The following is a 19,196-nucleotide window of genomic DNA, read 5'->3' as shown; positions in this document are numbered from 1 at the left end:
TTGATCCACGCCGATGACTTCCGGAGCCCCTGATGCCCAAGGTCGAACACCAGGACAGCACCGTACTTTCCGACGCCGAACTGCGCACTCTGGACGCCCACTGGCGGGCCGCCAACTACCTGGCCGCCGGACAGATCTACCTGATGTCGAACCCGCTGCTGACCGAGCCGTTGAGGCCGGAGCACATCAAGCCGCGGCTGCTCGGGCACTGGGGCACCTCGCCCGGGCTCAACCTCGTGTACACCCACCTCAATCGCGTGATCGGGGCGCGGGGGATCGACGCGCTGTGCGTGTGGGGTCCGGGGCACGGCGGGCCGTCCGTGCTGGCCAACTCCTGGCTGGAGGGCAGCTACAGCGAGACGTACCCGGACGTGTCGCGCGACGGGCCGGGCATGGGGCGGCTGTTCCGGCAGTTCTCCTTCCCCGGCGGGGTGCCCAGCCATGTGGCGCCCGAGACGCCCGGTTCGATCCACGAGGGCGGGGAACTCGGCTACTCGCTCGCGCACGCCTACGGCGCCGCCTTCGACAATCCGGACCTGCTGGTCGCCTGCGTGATCGGTGACGGTGAGGCCGAGACCGGCCCGCTGGCCGCGTCCTGGCACTCCAACAAGTTCCTCGACCCCGTCCACGACGGCGCGGTCCTGCCGATCCTCCACCTGAACGGCTACAAGATCGCCAACCCGACCGTGCTGTCCCGGCTCCCGGAGTCCGAACTCGACGAGCTGCTGAGGGGATACGGCCACGAGCCGATCCATGTGACCGGCGACGACCCGATGCAGGTGCATCGGGCCATGGCCGCCGCGTTCGACGACGCGCTGGACCGCATCGCCGTGATGCAACGATCCGCGCGCGAGGACGGTGTCACCGAGCGCGTGCACTGGCCGATGATCGTGCTGCGCACCCCGAAGGGCTGGACCGGTCCCGCCGAGGTCGACGGCGTTCCCGTCGAGGGCACCTGGCGTGCACACCAGGTGCCCCTGTCCGGGGTGCGCGAAAACCCGGAGCACCTGCGGCAGTTGGAGGCCTGGCTGCGCTCCTACCACCCGGACGAACTCTTCGACGCCGACGGCCGGCCCGTCGCGGACGTCCTGGCCTGCGTGCCCGAAGGCGCCAAGCGGCTCGGGTCCAGCCCGCACGCCAACGGCGGTCTGCTCGTTCACGACCTGCCGATCCCGTCCCTGGACCGCTTCGCCGTCCCCGTCGACAAGCCGGGCACGACCCTGCACGAGCCCACGCGCATCCTCGGTGACCTCCTCGAACAGGTCATGTACGACACGGCGGCGAGCCGCGACTTCCGTCTCGTAGGGCCGGACGAGACCGCCTCGAACCGGCTGCAGGCGGTGTTCAACGCCAGCGGGAAGGCCTGGCAGGCGCAGGTGCTGCCGGTGGACGAGCACCTGGAGCGGCACGGCCGGGTGATGGAGATCCTCTCCGAGCACCTGTGCCAGGGCTGGCTGGAGGGCTATCTGCTGACCGGTCGGCACGGACTGTTCTCCTGCTACGAGGCGTTCGTGCACATCGTCGACTCGATGGTCAACCAGCACATCAAGTGGCTGAAGACATCGAGGGAGTTGCCGTGGCGGGCGCCCATCGCCTCCCTCAACTACCTGCTGACCTCGCACGTGTGGCGCCAGGACCACAACGGCTTCTCGCACCAGGACCCCGGTTTCGTCGACCACGTCCTCAACAAGAGCCCCGAGGTCGTCCGGGTCTACCTGCCACCGGACGCCAACACCCTTCTCTCCGTGGCCGATCACGTCCTGCGCAGCCGCGACTACGTCAACGTGATCGTGGCCGGCAAGCAGCCCTGCTTCGACTGGCTCTCGATGGACCAGGCCCGCGCCCACTGCGCCCGTGGCGCAGGGATCTGGGAGTGGGCGGGCACCGAGAACGGCGGCGAACCCGACGTCGTCCTCGCCTGCGCCGGTGACGTTCCCACCCAAGAGGTGCTGGCCGCCGCCCAGTTGCTGCGCCGGCATCTGCCCGATCTCGCCGTGCGCGTCGTGAACGTCGTCGACATGACGAGGCTCATGCCCCGCGATGAACACCCGCACGGGATGAGCGACTTCGAGTACGACGGCCTGTTCACCACCGACAAGCCGGTCGTCTTCGCCTACCACGGCTATCCGTGGCTCATCCACCGGCTCGCCTACCGCCGCGCCGGACACGCCAACCTGCATGTGCGCGGCTACAAGGAGTCCGGCACCACGACCACGCCGTTCGACATGGTCGTCCGCAACGACCTCGACCGCTACCGCCTGGTCATGGACGTCATCGACCGCGTCCCCGGCCTCGCCGTGCGCGCCGCCACGGTCCGCCAGCAGATGGCCGACGCCCGCACCCGCCACCACGCCTGGATCCGCGAGTACGGCACCGACCTGCCGGAGATCGCGGACTGGTCCTGGAACGCCTGAGCATCCCTGCTTCCGACACCGTGGCGCCTTGAGCCCACGGTGTCGGAACTCGGCGCGTACCGGGCAGGTGCCGTCCGTCCGTCCCCGGTGCGGGGCCGAACGGGCCCAGTACGCTGTCGGCAGGTCGGCGAGCCGTGACCCGTATCCGGAGCGGTGGGCGTCAGCCTGCCGCAGGCCGGAGGAGGCACAGGTGGGAAGCCCCGAGGAGCCCCGGGAAGCCCGCATACGACTGCCGCAGCTGAAGCTGGACGAGCTGCTGGAGGAGCTCCAGGCGCGGCTGGACGCGGCCCGCGGAACCCGTGACCGGGTGCACAGCCTGCTGGAGGCGGTGCTCTCCGTCGGCAGGGAACTGGAGCTGGAGCAGGTCCTGCACGGCATCGTCGAGGCCGCCGCGGTGCTGGTCGACGCCGAGTACGCGGCACTCGGCGTGATCGGTCCCGACGGCAAGTGGCTGTCCGCCTTCCACACGGTCGGGGTCACCGAGGAACAGATCGCCGGGATCGGCCCGTACCCGCAGGGCTACGGCATCCTCGGCGAGCTGATCCGCCGTCCCGAGCCGCTGCGGCTGGTGAAGATCTCCGAGCACCCGGCCTCGTACGGCTTCCCGCCCAACCACCCGCCGATGAACACCTTCCTCGGCGTTCCCATCCGCGTACGCGACCAGATCTACGGCAACCTCTACCTCACCGAGAAGCGCGGCGGCGCACAGTTCGACGACGAGGACGAGTCGGTCCTGTCCACCCTGGCCGTGGCGGCCGGTGTCGCGATCGACAACGCCCGGCTGTACGAGGAGTCCCGGCTGCGGGAACGCTGGCTGCGGGCGAACGCGGAGATCACCCACAACCTGATGTCCGGCGTCTCCCGTACCGAGATCCTCGCCCTGATCGCCGAGCGGGCCGGCGAGATCACGGGCTCCGCGCTTACGGCGGTCGCGCTGCCGATGGAGGACACCGGATCGCTGGCGGTGGAGATCGCCGTCGGGCTGGACGCCGAAGCCCACCAGGGGCTCGTCCTGTCCATGGACCGCAGTCTGATGGGGCTGGCCTTCTCCGGCGCCGCCCCCGTCACCAGCGCGGACGTGAGCCACGACGGTCGCATCTCCCTGGATCCACCGCGCTTCGGGGGACTCGGCCCCGCCGTGGCCATGCCCATCGGCACGAGCGCGACGGGCGCGCGCGGCGTGGTCCTGCTGGCGCGCGAAACCGGGCGGCAGCCCTTCTCGGCGACGGAGACCGAGACCCTGCGGGCCTTCGCCGCGCAGGCGGCCATCGCGATGGAACTGGCCCAGAGGCGTACGGACGCCGAACAGATCGCGGTGCTCCAGGACCGCGACCGCATCGCCCGCGACCTGCACGACCTCGCTATCCAACGGCTCTTCGCCACCGGTATGACCCTGCAGAGCACGAGCCGCTTCATCGACCACCCCGAGGCCGCCGAGCGCGTGGTGCGCGCGGTGGACGACCTCGACGAGACCATCAAGATCATCAGGTCTACGATCTTCGGGTTGCGCTCACGGGAAGGCACCGGCGGGGACGGCCTCCGGGCGCGTGCCGTGCGGGTCGTGGGCAAGGCGGCACCGGTGCTGGGCTTCGCGCCCAGCGTGCGGATGGAGGGGCTGGTGGAGACCCGGGTGCCGCGCGAGATCGCCGACCATCTGATCGCCGTACTCTCCGAGGCCCTCACCAACATCGCCCGGCACGCTCACGCCGGCCGTGCCGACGTCTCCCTCACGGCCGGCGCTCACCGGATCTGCCTGACGGTCACCGACAACGGCGTCGGCATCGCGGCCGACGGTCGCCGCAGCGGGCTGCGGAACATGGCGGAGCGGGCCCAACAGCTGGGCGGGGAGCTGGAGTTGAGCGGTCCTGACGGTGGTGGTACCACGCTGGTGTGGTGGGTGCCGGTGCCGACGGAGTAGCGGGGCACGGACGGTTCGACCCGTAGGCGGGGCCGGACGGCCTGCTTGAGGGACCCGACCGGCCCTGTCGAGGGTGCGGCGCCGAGGGCGAGTCTTGAGGCCTGGGGAGGAGGCACCCAGGTTCCGGGACAGCGCGAGGGAAGGGAGTCCGTCATGAGCGGTCAGGTCGTGGTGGGAGTCGATGGCTCGCAGTCGGGGAGGGCGGCGGTGGAGGCCGCGGCCCAGGAGGCCGACCGCAGCGGGGTGGAACTCCGGTTGGCGCACGCCTTCGCGTGGCCGTCGGCCCATGTGCCACGCGGTGTTCCACCCTGGGATCAGGGCGGAGCCGGAGCGGGCCGGGTGGCGAAGGGCGCGTTGACCGAGGCCGAGGGATGGGCCCATCGGGCCGCCCCTCAGGTCCGTGTGACGCACGAAGTCCTCGTGGGTTCCCCCGTGGCGGTGCTGGAGTCCCAGTGCCGTGAGGCGTCGCTCGTCGTGGTCGGCAGCCGTCTGCCGGGGAGGTCCGGCGCGCTGCGACCCGACTCGGTCGCCGGGCAGTTGGCAGCCCATGGGCGTACTCCGGTGCTGGTGGTGCGCGGCAGGCCCGACCCGACCGGTCCCGTCGTGCTGGCCGGCGGTCACGCACAAGAGGTCCCGGCAGCGGCGGAGTTCGCCTACGCCGAGGCGTCGGCCCGTGGCGCGAACCTGGTCGTGCTCGACAGGACGACCGCGTGGAACAGTCGGTCGCGCACCGGCTTCTCCGACACGCTCTCCCTGCTCAGCGAGAAGTATCCGGACGTCACCATGCACCGCGTCCGAGTCCGCGCCCGCGTCCGCGGCGGGCTCTGCCGGGCGCTCGTCGAGGTGAGCACCCGGGCACAGCTCGTCGTGGTCGGCTCGCGCGACCGGGGCCGCCTCGCGGGTGCGCTGTTGAGCCCGGTCGGCCGTGCGGCACTGCGCCACGCGGACTGCCCGGTTGCTGTGATCCGCGCGGAAGAGGAGTGAGCGGGCGAGGCACAGGTCCGGCGGCGAGCTGCGGAGTGCGGTTGCGCAGAGGTCTGTGGCTGCGCACCGGCCGGCGGATGACAGGTCCGTTCTCTGCGGCCCGGTGACAAGGGCATCCGCAAGCGCTGCGTTCTTGTGAGCACCGCCTGAGCTCGGCGTCTCGGCGGCCCTACGGTCCGGCCATGAAGACGAGTCGCAGCAGAGAAAGGACGTGGCGCGGTGCCGCGCTGGCGGTGCTGCTGACCGCCGGGATGCTCACCGCAGCCGCCCCGCAGGCCCAGGGAGAGAGTGCGCGTACCGAGACCCCCGTGACGTCGACCCATCCGGCGGACGGCGTGGCCGAGTCGGTGGTGCGGGTGAAGGTGCCGTTGCCGCAGTCGTTCGGCGCCCGTCCGGGGCCGTGCGACTGGCTGTCGTATCTGCGCTACCGCGCCGCCGACGGGCCACGCGCGTCGGCCGACGCCGACCGGATCCTCGTGGCCCAGCCGGGCATCCTGGAGGGGGCCGGAGCGTTCGACAGCGTCGCCCGCAACACCGTCGCCCAAGCCGCCGCGCAGGGGCGGCACATCGAGTTCTGGGCGCTGGACCGGCGCTCCAACTGCCTGGAGGACCCGACCGGCATCGCCTCGGGCGACCAGCACACCGCCGTCGACTACTACTACCGAGGCAAGCAGGTCGGCGGCCGGACCTTCGCCGGGTTCGTCGGCAACGACCAGCTCGGCTGGATGGCCAAACTCGGCATCGAACAGACCGTACGGGACGAATACGACCTGCTCGTCGCCGAGTTGCCCGATCGGAGCGTGCGTAAGAGCAAGGTGCTGTGCGGCGGTCACTCGCTCGGAGGCGTGATCACCGGGTACTTCGCGGCGGCCGACTTCGACGGGAACCCCGCCACCACGGCCGACGCCGGGCAGAACCAGTGCGCCGGGTACTTCGCCCTCGACACGACGGTCTCCACCTCGCTGGCGGACCTGAGCGGCAGCATCCCGGACGACACCAACCTGCCTGACATCGGCCTCGGCTACGGGGTCGTACAGGCCGGGCTCGACAGCGGGTTGCTGTCGCGCTCGCTGTCCGCGCCCGTGCTGCTCAACCCCGAGACCATGACCCTGCTGGCCATCACCGGGCTGGGGGCCGTACGCGATCCGGACGGCGAGGCGGACCTGCCGTCCTATCTGCCCGCCAACGTCAACATCGAGGCAACGAACCGCTTCCTGTTCTCCAAGGACACCGCCACCTTCCTCACCGGCTCACCCGCGGTGAAGGACTTCCGGCTCACCAACGACGCCGTGCTCGGGGCCCTGATGGACGACAACTCCGTACCCCTGGCGTTCCTGCAGAGCAGCGTCGGCCTCTTCGACGGCGGGCCGATCGTCGACAAGAACTTCCCCGCCGCCAACGGCGGTTCGGACCAGTCGCAGCTGTTCGGCGTCGAGTACAAGGCCATCCCGGCGCAGCCGCACGGGCCGCTCTACACCTGGCGCGATTACGACCGTGTCGGCGACGCCGACGACCCCGGGTACCGGTCGGCCGACGGCACCCCGTTCACCAACGCGGGCAAGGAGGTCACCGACATCCATGAGCTGGCCCGCAGCATGGGGGAGCAGCCGTTGGACTTCACCGAGCAGTACTTCCCGACCAAGCTGGTCACCGACATCGAGCTGGCCACGTCACCGCAGGTGAAGCAACTCGTCGCACACCCTGAGGGGTTGACGGCCAATCCGACGCTCACCGTGCTCGCGGGCGACGGACTGCTCGCGGGTCACATCCCGGCCGACCTGCATCCCGTGATCGCGCCCGGCTACCAGCACCTCGACGTACTGACGGCCGCGCCGGTCCAGAACGACGGCCGGCCCGAGGTCGTGTCCAGCAGCCTCGCGGCGTTCGCACGCTCACCCAAGTAACCGTCCCTCAACTCGGCGTCCCCACACGCCGGAAGGGCCCGGGAGGATCGACTCCCGGGCCCTACGGCGTTGCTGCGGGTCAGACCTTGCCCGCGGCGAACGTGGCCGCCGCGTCGGCGTTCGCGGTGTAGCCGAGGTGCGCCCCTACGTCGGTCCCGCCGTTCTGGCAGATGGGGTCACCGTTGGCACAGAAGTCGATGGTGCGGCTCTGGTAGGTGCCGGTGACGCTCTTGCCGAGGGCGCGGATCGGGTTGCCGAACAGCAGCACCGCGGCGACTTTCGGCTCGACCGCGGTGGGGATGGTCGCCACGATCGGGCTGCCCACCACCGCGCCGGCGCTGCTGATTCCTACGGAGTTGTCGACGACGTTCGCGCCCTGCGAATAGCCGACGAGAATGAAACGCTGACTGGGGCAGGCGGACGCTTGCGCGTTGACGTGGTTCACCACATCCGCGTTTCCCTGCGCGGCTGATGTCAGGGAAAGGTCGGCGGGGTAGTTCACCGCGTAGCTGGACAGACTCTTGCCCGTGATTTTCTTCTGGAGCGCGGAGAACACCGGGTCGCCGACGATCAGGCCGAGTGTGCCCGGTTCGAAGGTGCCGCGCGCCGCCACGACGTCGATGTCCGAGCAGGCGGCGGCGGATGCCGTGGGTGCGGTGAGGGTGGCCAGTCCGGCTCCGCCGACCAATGAGAGCGCGGCGAGGCATAAGCGGATACGCATGGGAATCCTTTGAGGGTGGGGCGCGCGACGCGCGCCTGTGGAAAGGACATCCCGAAGGTATTCGCAGTGTCTGGCGGGGTGTTATGGACGGGAATTCAGAAGTTCCCTTTGTTTTTGTCGGGTCGTGAGTCGTCGCCCTCTTCTCGCGATGATGCCGAGCGCAGCGCGAGGATGAGGTTCAGGCGGGTGTCGGGGGAGTGCAGGGAGTCGCCGAAAAGCTTCTCCAGCTGACGCAGGCGATAGCGGACCGTCTGCGGATGGATGTGGAGGCGGGCGGCGACGTCGGGAACGTTGCTGCCGCTGAGCAACCAGGCGAGCAACGTCTCGGCCAGCCGCGCGCGTTGGCCCTCGGAGGCGGCGTCGAGCGGCGCGAGGGCCCGTGCCTCCAACTGGGCGAGCAGCGGCTCGTCGCTGTGCAGCAACAGGGTCGACAGGTGGTCGGCGCACAGCACCACGCCCTGCCGGGGCAGCACCCCGCGGCCCATCAGCCCCAACGCCCGCGTGGCCCAACGCAGCGACCGCGCCGCCTCGTTGACCGGGACCGTGGGACCGATCGCCGCCGGACGGCCACCGAGGCCCAGGACGAACGACCGGCCCCCGAACCGGCCGTAGCCCTCCGGGTCCGGCACCAGCACGCGCGGCGGCCGCGACTCCATGTCCACCAGCGCGCCGGGCATCGTCGGCGGCCGGTCCTCCGAGCGCGGGTCGGCCGGGCCCGCCAACGCGATCACGGCGACTTTCGAAGGCACCCGCCACCGCGCGCCGTGCGCCAGATCCTGCACCGCCTCCGCGAGCACCGGCCCCTCGCCGAGCAGCAGATCGAGCAGCCGTCTGCGCCGCCGCTCCAACTCGCCCGTACTGTGCGACTGCGCCTCCGCGAAACCGGCCGCCGCCGCCTCCGCCACCTCGTGCACGGTCCGGAACGCCAGCTCCCCGAGCGTGGCCACCACCGCCGAATCCAGCCCGAGTTCCTCCGCCGTACGGCCCATCAGCCGCCAGGCGTGCATGCCGCCCACGCGTAACGCGGACTGCAGCGCGTCCAGACTGCGGCCCTCCAGGGCCTCACCGCGCCCGAGTTCCTCGTAGTAGGTCGCCGCCATCGCAACGCCCTTGGCGCGCGGGTCCGCGATGTGGTCGACGAACAGCGTGAGCGCCTGCACCACCCCGGACCGGAGGTTCTCGCGATTGGTCCCGTCGGCCGGCCGCGCGTACTCGGGGACCTGATTGCGGACCACCTCCGCCACCTCGTCGGCGACGACCGGGAGTTGGGCGCGCAGCAGCTCGGCCAGGTCGGGCGGAATCGAGACGGGCCCGGGTTCGATGGGTACTCCGCGCGGGGTGGGGACAGCCACGACGGACGCTCCTTTCCCCCGGAGGCGACTCACCCACGGGCCGTTGCCCGTGGGATGAGGGGGACGTCCTGTGTTGGACGGGCGTCCCCTGCGCTCCGTTCCGTGCCCCGGCGGCACCGACATCACTCCGGCAGCCCCAGCGCACGGGCGAGCATCGGCCATGAGGCCGTGAACTCCCCTTTCCAGTAGGCCCAGCTGTGCCCTCCTCCCGCGTAGTAGTGGGTGGTCACGGGGATGCCGAGCAGCGCGAGGGTGTCGGTGAACAGGTGCGCGGAGGGCCACAGCAGACTCTCCAACGCCTCCGGCAGCCAATCGCCGATCCCGCCGACCACACCGCTGCCGCCGGACACGTACAGAGGTGTGCCGCGCAGCCCGGTGGCACGGGCGCGCGGATTGAAGTCGCGCCAAGTCAGGGCGCCGAAAATCGGATTGCCCCAGAGGGAGCTGGGCGCCAGGTTCTCGCGGGCCACGATGGCGTCGACGAGGGGCGGCACGCCCAGGGCCGTGGTGTCGAGGATGCCGCTGTAGGAGGCGGCCGCGGTGAACGCGCCCGGGTGGCGGGCCGCGTGCGCCATCGCGCCGTAACCTCCGGTGGACACGCCCGCGACGGCCCGCACGCCGGACGCGCGGTAGTCACGGGCGAGCAGTGCCGGTACCTCCTGGACCTGGAAGGCCTCGTAGTCGGGTCCGCCGCGCCAGGCGCTGGGGATGCCGGTCGGGCCCGCGTCCGGCATGGCCACGATCAGGTCGCGGCCCGCGGTGAAGGCCTCGATGTCCGTCTCCCGGGTCCAGGAGGTGTAGTCGTCGTGGGCGCCGTGCAGCAGATACAGGACGGGATACGTCCGACCGGTCTGCGCGTCGAAGCCCGACGGCAGGATCAGCCGCACCGGCGCGCTGCGGCCCAGCGCGTCGGAGGACACGGACACGTCGAAGGTGCGCGCCCCGACCCGGGTGGCCGCCCGGGCGCGTCCGGCGCCGGCGGTGACGCCGAACAGGGCGGCCAGACCCGTGGCCGCGGCGGCCTTGGTGACGGCGCGGCGGGACATTCCGGAGGCTCCGGAGGTTCGGGCGGCTCCGTTGGTTCCGGCGGGATGGTGCGGCATGGCGGCTCCTCAGTCCGGTTCGGCGGGTCCGCCCGGCGAGGCGAGCACCCGCCGAAGATGGGCGGCGATCTCGTCGACGTAGGGCGGGTCGAGCAGCGACAGGTGGTGGCCCGCCACCGGTACGACCGTCAGACGCGGGCACAGCTCGTCCCAGCCGAGCGCGTCGTCGTCCCGTTCGTACGCCGGGTCGCGCACGGTGTGCGGAGCCGGTTCGGTGGCCCGGTACAGGACCACGGGACCGTCGTACCGCTCCGGCCGGTGGGCCTCGCCGATCCGCAGGTCCAGGTAGGAGGCACGCTGGTGTTCCAGCGCGGCGGGCGGCACCTCGGCGACCTCGCGCAAGGTCCGCAGCACGAGGTCGATGCGCTCGCGGTCGTCGTCCATCGCCACGAGTTCGTCGTACGGCAGCGGTAGTTGGACTCCGTAGGCGTCGGCGACGTGTCGGGCGAAACCCGTGAGGTGCGCGCGGATGCGATCCGCGGGCGTGCGGCCGGGCCGGGGGAGAGGGCGTACGGAATCGATGAGCACGACGAGTTCTACGTCCCGTCCGGCGGCGGTGAGTTGCCGTGCCGTCTCCTGTGCGACGAAGCCGCCGAACGACCAACCCCCGAGCACGCAAGGGCCGTTGGGATGAGTGGCGGCGATTGCCTCGGCGTATTGGCGTGCCTTCTCCGGCACGGTTCCGGCGTCCTCGATCCGGTCCAGACCGTGCACCGACCGGTCCTCGCCCAGTCGTTCGGCGAGTGCGCGGTAGACATCGGTGGATCCGCCGGCGGCGTGGAACAGGAAGAGCGGCGAGTGCGTGCCGCCTTTGTGGAGCGTGCGAAGGGAGGAAGGTGTGTCGGTCAACTGCCTTACCTGAGTGGCCAGTTCGGCGACCGTGGTCGCGTCGAACAGGTCGCGGAGGGTCAGTTCGATGCCGAAGTCGCGTTCCAGGGCGGTGCGGATGCGGACGGCCATCAGGGAGTCCAGGCCGAGGTCGGCCAGCGCCGTGGCGGGTGTGATGCGGGCCGCCGGATGGCCGGTGACGGTGGCGATGTGCTGGCTCAGGCGGGCGGCCACCGAGGTCGCTGCCTCGCTCGCCGGCGCTGTGGGCTCGACCCAACGGGCAGTTGTGGGCGCCGCGACGGGTGCCCGGCCGTCGGTCCACCAGTACCGGACGTGCCGCCAACGCGGTACAGGAAGGTCGATGACCCGGCCGGCCGGCGTCGGCAGGGCCAGACCCGCCACGCACAGAGCGCCCAACTCCGAGAGAAACGCGGCTGATCCGTCCGCGTCGCGACGCAGTGAGCCCACCGCCAGCGCTCCGGGCACGTTCTCGGCGACCGACCTGGCCAGGACCGGATGCGGCGAGATCTCGACGAAGGCGGTGTGACCGTCGGCCGCGGCTGCCGCGAGGGCCCGATCCAGACGCACCGGCCGACGCAGGTTGGCGGCCCAGTGGTCGGCGTCGAACGCGCAGTCGCCGCGCGGGTCGTCGAGGACGGTGGAGTAGACGGGGATACGGGGAGGCCGACCCCGGACGTCCGAGAGGGCCTCGGTCAGTTCCGGCAGCAGCGGGTCCACCTGGGACGAGTGTCCGGCGCCGACGACCCGCATGGCCCGGGCGGCACGTCCTCGCTCCTCAAGATGGCGCACCAGCAGGGTGACCGCCAACTCGTCGCCGGTGACGACCTTCTGCCGGGGCGAGGAGTGGACGGCGACCTGCACTCCGGGGAAGTCCCCCTCCAGGGAGGGCAGTTCAGCCTCCTCCAGATCCACGACGGCCATCGCACCGCCGTGCAGCCCGCTGAGCAGCCGGGCCCGCGCGGTGATGACGCGAGCCGCGTCCGCCACGTCCAACGCGCCCGCACAGACGGCGGCGGCCACCTCGCCCATGGAGTGGCCGATCACGGCGACCGGTTCGACGCCGTACGAACGCCACAGCTCGGCGAGAGCCAACTGCACGCCGAACAGCACGGGCTGGGAGACGTCGAGGCGGTCGAGATCTCCGCCGGAAGCCAGGTGCTCATGGAAGGAGAAGCCGAACTCGCCCGCCAGTTGTGCGTCGAGTTTCTCCACGGCGGCGGCGAAGGCCGGTTCCTCGGCCAGCAGCCGGCGACCCATGCCGGGCCACTGGCTCCCGTACCCGGAGAACACCCACACCGAGCCGCGCCCCACGAGATCGCGGTCGCCGGTCGACACCCGGACATCTCGGCCGCCCTGCGCCAACGCGCCCAGCGCGTCCGCCAGTTCGGCCCCGTCGCGGGCGACGACGGCGGCGCGTACGGGCCCGCGTCCCGCACGTCCCGCGAGTGTGCGAGCCACGTCGGCGGGGCGGGCGGTGCTGCCTTCGGGTGTCCGGAGCCACGCGGCGAGGCGGGCCGCGGTGTCCCGCACCCGTTCGGTGTCGACGTCGGAGAGGAGGTGGAGGTGGAGACGGGGGGCCGGCTGTTCGGCCGGGGGTGGCGGGAGGACTCCGGGTCGCCATTCCTCCAGTACGGCATGGGCGTTGGTGCCGCCGAACCCGAAGCCTGAGATCCCGGCGGTGGCTGTGCCGCTGTAGCGGGGCCACGGTTCGGGCTCGGTCACCACGCGCAGCCGTGGGTCCGCCAGGGCGCTGCCGTTGCCGTGCAACGACGGCGGGACGAGGTCGTGGTGGAGCGCGAGGACCGTTTTCACGAGACCGGTGAGGCCGGCCGCACATTCCAGGTGACCGAGATTTCCTTTCACGGAGCCGAGCAGCAAGGGCTGTTCGAGGTCACGGTCCGCGCCAAGTACCGTGCCGAGCGCGCCCGCCTCGATCGGGTCACCGAGCGGGGTGCCGGTGCCGTGGGCCTCGACGTAGTCGACGTGGGCCGGGGTCAGCCCGGACCGCGCGTACACGGTGGCCAACAGGGCTTGCTGGGCGGCAGGGTTGGGGGCCAGGAGACCGTTGGAGCGGCCGTCGGAGTTCACGGCGGTCGCCCGGATCACGGCGAGGACGCGGTCGCCGTCCCGTTCCGCGTCGGAGAGCCGCTTCAACAGCACTGCCGCGCAGCCCTCACCACGCCCGATGCCGTCGGCCGCCGTCGAGAACGGTTTGCAGCGTCCGTCCGGTGCGAGTGCGCCCGCTCGTTCGAAGGCGACGCCGACGGAGGGCGACAGCAGGACGTTGACGCCGGCGGCGATCGCCGTGTCGCTCTCGCCGGTGCGCAGGCTGACGCAGGCGTGATGCAGGGCGACCAGCGAGGAGGAACAGGCGGTGTCGACGGCCATGCTCGGCCCGCGGGTGTCGAGGACGTACGCCAGTCGGCCCGCCGCCACACTGAGCGCCGCGCCCGCCGGGGCCCAGGGATCGACGGCGTCGGCGTACGCGCCGGTGAGTTGTCCGTACTCCGGGGCCGAGACACCGACGTAGATGCCAGTGGTCGTACCTGCCAAGGCGGCTGCGGGGACCGCGGCGTGGTCGAGGGTCTCGCGGACGACCTCCAGGAGGATCCGCTGCTGGGGGTCCATCACCGCGGCCTCGCGCGGGGTGATGCGGAAGAAGTCGGCGTCGAACCCGGCGATGTCATCGAGGTAGCCGCCGTACGCGGGGGCGTCGGCGGGCGCGAACGCCGTGAAGTCGCCCCATCTGTCCTCGGGGACGCGTCTGATGGCGTCGACCCCGTCGACCAGCAACTGCCAGTAGTCGCCCGGGCCGTGCACCCCGCCGGGCAGCCGGCAGCCGACGCCGATGATCGCGACGGGCTCGCCCGGCGCCCCCGGGGGAGGGGCGCCGGACGAGGTCTGGGTGAACTGCTGGGCCGCATCACACAGTTGCATCACCAGCGCGTCCCCGGTGGGCGCTTCCCACACCAGGGTCGCGGGCAACTCGCGGCCGGTCAGCAGGGACAGCTCGCCGGCCAGCACGACCGCGTCCCGCGAGGACATGCCGAGGTCGGCCAACGGCCGGTCCATCGGGACGTCGTCGACGGGGGTGCCGTTCCACTCGGCGACCAGTTCCGCGATCCGGCGGCGCAGGGCTTTCGCGTCGGCGGCCCTCGTACCGCGTTCTCCGTCGGCGGAGTTCGCGCCGCGGTCTCCGCCGGTGGCCGTCATACCGCGGTCTCCGCCGCGTACGCGCCCTCCAGATACCGGGCGCGGGTCAGGGCTCGTGACACCTTGCCGCTGGAGGTCCGGGGCACGGCGCCCGGCGCGACCAGGACGACGTCGGCGAGCCGCAGCCCGTGCCGGGCGGAGACGGCCGCGCGCACGGCCCGTGCCAGGGACGGTACGTCGATGTCGGCGAGGTCGGTGGTCCGCGCGTGCTCGGCCACGACCACCACCCGCTCGCCCCCGCCGCCCGGCACACCGAACGCGGCGAGCCGGTCGCGCCGCACGGCCGGATGCGCGTCCTGCGCGGTGGCCTCCACGTCCTGCGGATAGTGGTTGCGGCCGTCGACGACGATGAGGTCCTTGAGCCGGCCGGTGACGATCAGCTGCCCGCTCAGGATCGTCCCCAGATCGCCGGTGCGCAGCCAGCCGCCCGGGGCGTCCTTGCCAAGCGTGGCGCCGAAGACGCGCTGTGTCTGGGGCTCGTTGTTCCAGTAGCCGCGCCCCACGTTGGGCCCTTGCACCCAGATCTCGCCGACCTCCCCCTCGGCCATGACGGCGTGGGAGACGGGATCGACGATACGGACCCGCTGGCCCGCCGGAGTCCCGCACCCGGCCAGGAGCACGGCCCTGGGGTCGTCGGGCCGCGCGGGCAGGGCCTTTCCGGTGGCGAGGGCGTCACGGTCCAGGGCGAACCGGTTGAGCGGCTCGCCCGGGCGGGCGGCGCTGACGAAGACGGTGGCCTCCGCGAGCCCATACGACGGACAGTGCACCTCCGCCGGTAGCCCCTGTGCGGCGAACGCGGCGTGGAAACGCTCGACGGTGCCGGGCCGCACGGGCTCACTGCCGTTGATCAACGCGGCGACACCGCCCAGCCGCAGCTCCGCCTTCTGCGCCTCGGTGACCACCGAAGTGCAGTAGTCGTAGGCGAAGTTGGGCGCGGCGCTCAACGCACGCGGATGCGCGGCCAACAGCCGTAACCAGCGCGCCGGTTCGTGCAGGAACGCGGCCGGGTCCATGAGCACCGACAACAGGCCCCGTACGACGGGCGCCGCGACGCTCAGCACGAGCCCCATGTCGTGGTAGAGCGGCAGCCAGCCCACGCAGGTCGCCGGGTGCACGTCGGCTCGGTAAGCACCGAGCGCCTGGCGGGCGTTGGCGACGACGTTGGCGTGAGTGATCTCAACTCCCGCCGGAGCGCGGGTGGATCCGGAGGTGTACTGCAGATAGGCGGTCGCGGCGGGGTCCAGCGCGGGCGCCTGCCAGTCCCGGGCGGCGGCGTCGGGCACCTGGTCCGCCACGAGGACCGCCACGTGCGCGCGCTCGCAGAAGTCCGTGACCTCCTCCAGGATGCGGCCGGTGGTCACCACGACCGCGGGGCGGGCGTCGGCCAACACCCCGACGAGCCGGTCCCCGTGCCCCGGCAGACCGGGCGGGTACAGCGGTACGGCGACCATCCCGGCGGTCAGCGCGGCCAGGAAACCGGTGATGTAGTCCGTCCCCTGCGGGCACAACAGGGCGACCCGTGACCCGGGTTGGGCCTGCTCGGCGAGCCGGGCGGCCAACGCCCTTACCCGCAGGTCCAGTCGCTGCCAGGTGAGGGTGCGGTGCACTCCGCGCGACTGTGGGGCGGGGTGGTCGACGAAGGTGAACGCCCGTCGGTCCGGGGTGGTTTCGGCCCAGTGCCGCACGTGGTCGGGCAGAGTCCGGTACGCGGGCGCGAGCGGGGGGCGGCGGCTGTCCATCGGGCGTGGCTCCTCACATCGCGGTGTCGGCCGGCGAGTCGGGCGGATCAGAGCGGTGGTGCGGTGGGTGCGGTCAGAGCGGGATGTTGCCGTGCCGGCGCTCCGGCATCGGGGCGCGTTTGCCGCGCAGCGTGCGCAGGGCACGGCAGAGGTGGGCGCGGGTGTCGCGCGGGGAGATCACCGCGTCGACGTACCCGCGTTCGGCGGCGAGGTACGGGGTCCCGTGGGTGGACTCGTAGGTGGCGATCAACTGGGCGCGCAGTGCCTCGGGGTCGTCCGCGGCGGCGAGTTCACGCCGGTGCAGCACGCCGACGGCGCCCTCCGCGCCCATGACGGCGATACGCGCCGTGGGCCAGGCGAGGTTGACGTCGGCGCCGAGGTGCTTGGAGCCCATCACAGCGTACCCACCGCCGTACGCCTTGCGCACGACCACGGTGACCTTCGGGACGGTCGCCTCGGCGTACGCGTACAGGAGTTTGGCGCCGCGCCGGATGATGCCAGCCCGCTCCTGACGGACGCCGGAGAGGTAGCCGGGGACGTCGGCGAAGGTCAGCAGCGGGATACCGAACGCGTCGCAGAACCGTACGAAACGCGCCGCCTTCTCGGAGGCGTCGATGTCGAGGACACCGGCCGAGTGCAGCGGCTGATTGGCGACGACGCCGACACTGTTGCCTTCGACGCGTGCCAGGGCACAGATGATGTTCGGCGCGAACAGCTCCTGCACGTACAGGAGTTCACCGTCGTCGACCACCGCCTGGAGGATGTCGCGCATGTCGTAGGCCTGACCGGTCCGGTCGGGCACGACCTCGTCGAGCCCGTCCCCGACGGGCGCCGACCCGGGCGCGTACTGCGGGGGCCGGTCCAGGTTGTTGGCGGGCAGGTACGACAGCAGGTCGCGTACGGTGTCGAGGGCGTCCTCCTCGTCGGTGGCGAGGAAGTGGGCGTTGCCGTTCACGGAGTTGCTGGTGCGGGCGCCGCCCAGATCCTCGGCGGTGGTGTGCTCGCCGGTGACCGCCTCGATGACGTCGGGACCCGTGACGAACATGTGCGAGGCGCCGTCCACCATGACCGTGAAGTCGGTGATGGCAGGGGAGTACGCGGCGCCGCCCGCGCACGGCCCGAGGATGACCGAGATCTGCGGGATCACCCCGGACGCCTTCACGTTGCGGCGCACCAACTCGGCGTAGAGGGCGAGCGATGCGACGCCTTCCTGGATGCGGGCGCCGCCGGAGTCGTTGAGGCCGATGACGGGGCAGCCGGTCTTGAGGGCGAGGTCCATGAGGGCCACGGTCTTCTCGCCGAACGCCTCGCCCATACTGCCGCCGAAGACCGTGGAGTCCTGGGCGAAGACACAGACCGGCCGGCCGTCGACCGTGCCGTATCCGGTGACGACCCCGTCACCGTAGGGGCGGCGGGCGCCGTCCCCCGTGGATCTGGCGCGCACGAACAGGCCGGTCTCCGCGAAGGAGTCCACGTCCAGCAGCCGTTCGATCCGCTCCCGCGCGCCGAAGGCCCCGCGTCTTCTCGGCGTGGCCGGAGCCACGGCCTGTGCCTGGCGGCGTTCCAGGTCCGTGATGCGTTCGGCGGTGCGGTCCGCCGTATGTGTCACTGTCGCCCGGGATGTTGTCGCCTCTCGCGTCACAGCCACCTCCGAAGGGGTTCTCGAATATGGCAGCGATTCGAGAGTGGACCTGGGTGATGGCGGTTCTGTTTGCGGGAGTTGAGTCCTGGGCGACGGAGGTTCGTCCTGAGGTGACAAAGGGGTGCGGTCAGGGCCGGACTTCCTGGACGTGGGGGTTGGCGGCCGTGCCCTCGGTGCTGAGCAGGACGACCGTCGAGGTGGGACCGACGGCCAGAGCGGTACGTCTTTCGGTGGCGCCCTCGCCGGTCAGGGCGGCGCGGGCGCCGGCCAGTGCGGCCGCACCGCAGGGTCCCGCGGCGACATCGACGGCGGCGAGGTCGCGTGCGGCACCGGCGCTGTCGGCGTCCGTGACCGCGACGGCGGCGTCCAGGCCGTCGCGTAGAAACGGCCACGCCAGGCTGGAGACGGTGCCGCAGTTCAGGCCGGCCATGCTGGTGGCGCCGGTCGGCACGCTGACCGGCGCCTGGCGATCGAGGCTGGCCAGGACGCAGGCCGCGGTGTCGGGCTCCACGGACAACAGGGCGGTCGGCGCGGACCCGGCCGCCCTGCTGCGGTAGTGGGCGACGGCGGCCTGCGCGAGCGAGCCCACGCCCACCGGGACCGCCACCAGGCCGGGCGACCCGACGCCCGCGGCATCCAACTGCGCGTCGATCTCGGCGAACAGGGTGGAGTAGCCCTCCACGATCCAGCCCGGAATCCGCTCGTATCCGGGCCAGGCGGTGTCCTGGACGAGCACGGTGTCCCGCCCGCTCGCCGCCGCGTCGGCCGCCCGGCGCACGGCTTCGTCGTAGGAGCCCGGAACCAGCGTGACGACCGCGCCCTCGTCCTCGATGGCGGTCACGGCCGCCGGGTGGACGCCCCGCGGAACGAAGACATGGGAACGCTGCCCGAACAGCCGCGCCATCCGGGCCACGGCCCGGCCGTGATTGCCGTCGGTGGCGGTGACCAGCCGTACCTGGCCGCCACCACTGCCACCGCCATCGCCGTTCATCCGCTCCGCCAGCACCCGATGAACCGCCCAGGACGCGCCCAACGCCTTGAAGGCGGGCAGCCCCAGACGCGAGGACTCGTCCTTGACGAACACCCGACCGACCCCGAGTTCCCTTGCCAGGGAGGGGAGTTCGGCCAGCGCGGTGGGCGCGTAGCCGGGCTGCTCGGCATGGAAGTCCCGCACCTCGGCCGGGGGCGGCGCACAGGTCCAGGTCCTGGCGTCGGATCGTACGAACCACGGCAGGTGGCGCGGTGGGGTCGGGCTGCTGGAGACGTAAGGAATCTTGGACACGCGATCAGCGTGTGGCCTGTCCATATGGTTGGTCCAGCACAGGTTTCTGATCGATATCGATCAGAAAAGCCAACG

The 19,196-nt window shown here is 71.7% G+C and carries 11 protein-coding genes; 4 read left to right on the top strand and 7 right to left on the bottom strand.

Annotated features, from left to right (window positions below):
- Positions 1–32 precede the first annotated feature (32 nt).
- The 4 genes from M2283_RS26320 (at position 33) to M2283_RS26305 (ending at position 7,220) form a co-directional block, all read left to right on the top strand.
- Positions 33–2,414 (top strand): phosphoketolase family protein, encoded by a 2,382-nt coding sequence (locus M2283_RS26320; RefSeq protein ID WP_280878847.1) that lies wholly within the window; start codon positions 33–35, stop codon positions 2,412–2,414.
- Positions 2,415–2,604: 190 nt separating this feature from the next.
- Positions 2,605–4,332, top strand: a complete 1,728-nt coding sequence (locus tag M2283_RS26315; RefSeq protein ID WP_280878846.1) for a GAF domain-containing sensor histidine kinase — start codon at positions 2,605–2,607, stop codon at positions 4,330–4,332.
- A 153-nt stretch (positions 4,333–4,485) separates the two neighbouring features.
- A complete protein-coding gene (locus tag M2283_RS26310; protein ID WP_280878845.1) occupies positions 4,486–5,316 on the top strand; it encodes a universal stress protein in 831 nt (276 codons plus the stop codon).
- A gap of 182 nt (positions 5,317–5,498) precedes the next feature.
- Positions 5,499–7,220, top strand: a complete 1,722-nt coding sequence (locus M2283_RS26305) for a hypothetical protein (RefSeq protein ID WP_280878844.1) — start codon at positions 5,499–5,501, stop codon at positions 7,218–7,220.
- Positions 7,221–7,299: 79 nt separating this feature from the next.
- On the opposite strand, the gene M2283_RS26300 is transcribed toward M2283_RS26305, so the two are convergent.
- From M2283_RS26300 to M2283_RS26270, 7 genes are all read right to left on the bottom strand, one after another.
- Positions 7,300–7,941, bottom strand: a complete 642-nt coding sequence (locus M2283_RS26300; RefSeq protein ID WP_280878843.1) for a cutinase family protein — start codon at positions 7,939–7,941, stop codon at positions 7,300–7,302.
- 95 nt (positions 7,942–8,036) lie between these two features.
- Positions 8,037–9,293: a PucR family transcriptional regulator gene (locus M2283_RS26295; protein WP_280878842.1), complete on the bottom strand. Its 1,257-nt coding sequence runs from the start codon at positions 9,291–9,293 to the stop codon at positions 8,037–8,039.
- Positions 9,294–9,415: 122 nt separating this feature from the next.
- On the bottom strand, positions 9,416–10,396 hold the full coding sequence (locus M2283_RS26290) for an alpha/beta hydrolase (protein WP_280878841.1): 981 nt from the start codon (positions 10,394–10,396) through the stop codon (positions 9,416–9,418).
- 9 nt (positions 10,397–10,405) lie between these two features.
- On the bottom strand, positions 10,406–14,458 hold the full coding sequence (locus M2283_RS26285) for a beta-ketoacyl synthase N-terminal-like domain-containing protein (protein WP_280878840.1): 4,053 nt from the start codon (positions 14,456–14,458) through the stop codon (positions 10,406–10,408).
- On the bottom strand, positions 14,455–16,197 hold the full coding sequence (locus M2283_RS26280) for a fatty acyl-AMP ligase (protein WP_280878839.1): 1,743 nt from the start codon (positions 16,195–16,197) through the stop codon (positions 14,455–14,457). The genes M2283_RS26285 and M2283_RS26280 overlap by 4 nt, the downstream gene beginning before the upstream one ends.
- 73 nt (positions 16,198–16,270) lie before the next feature.
- The gene (locus tag M2283_RS26275; protein ID WP_280878838.1) at positions 16,271–17,806 is read right to left on the bottom strand and encodes an acyl-CoA carboxylase subunit beta; all 1,536 of its coding nucleotides are present in this window, start codon (positions 17,804–17,806) and stop codon (positions 16,271–16,273) included.
- 160 nt (positions 17,807–17,966) lie between these two features.
- Positions 17,967–19,121, bottom strand: coding sequence for a diaminopropionate ammonia-lyase (locus M2283_RS26270; RefSeq protein WP_280878837.1), 1,155 nt, complete (start codon positions 19,119–19,121; stop codon positions 17,967–17,969).
- Positions 19,122–19,196 lie beyond the last annotated feature (75 nt).

This window comes from Streptomyces pseudovenezuelae (assembly GCF_029892565.1).
GTDB classification, from domain to species: Bacteria; Actinomycetota; Actinomycetes; order Streptomycetales; family Streptomycetaceae; genus Streptomyces; species Streptomyces pseudovenezuelae_A.
Note: the sequence above shows the minus strand (reverse complement) of the source record. Positions and strands in the feature narration are given on the sequence as shown.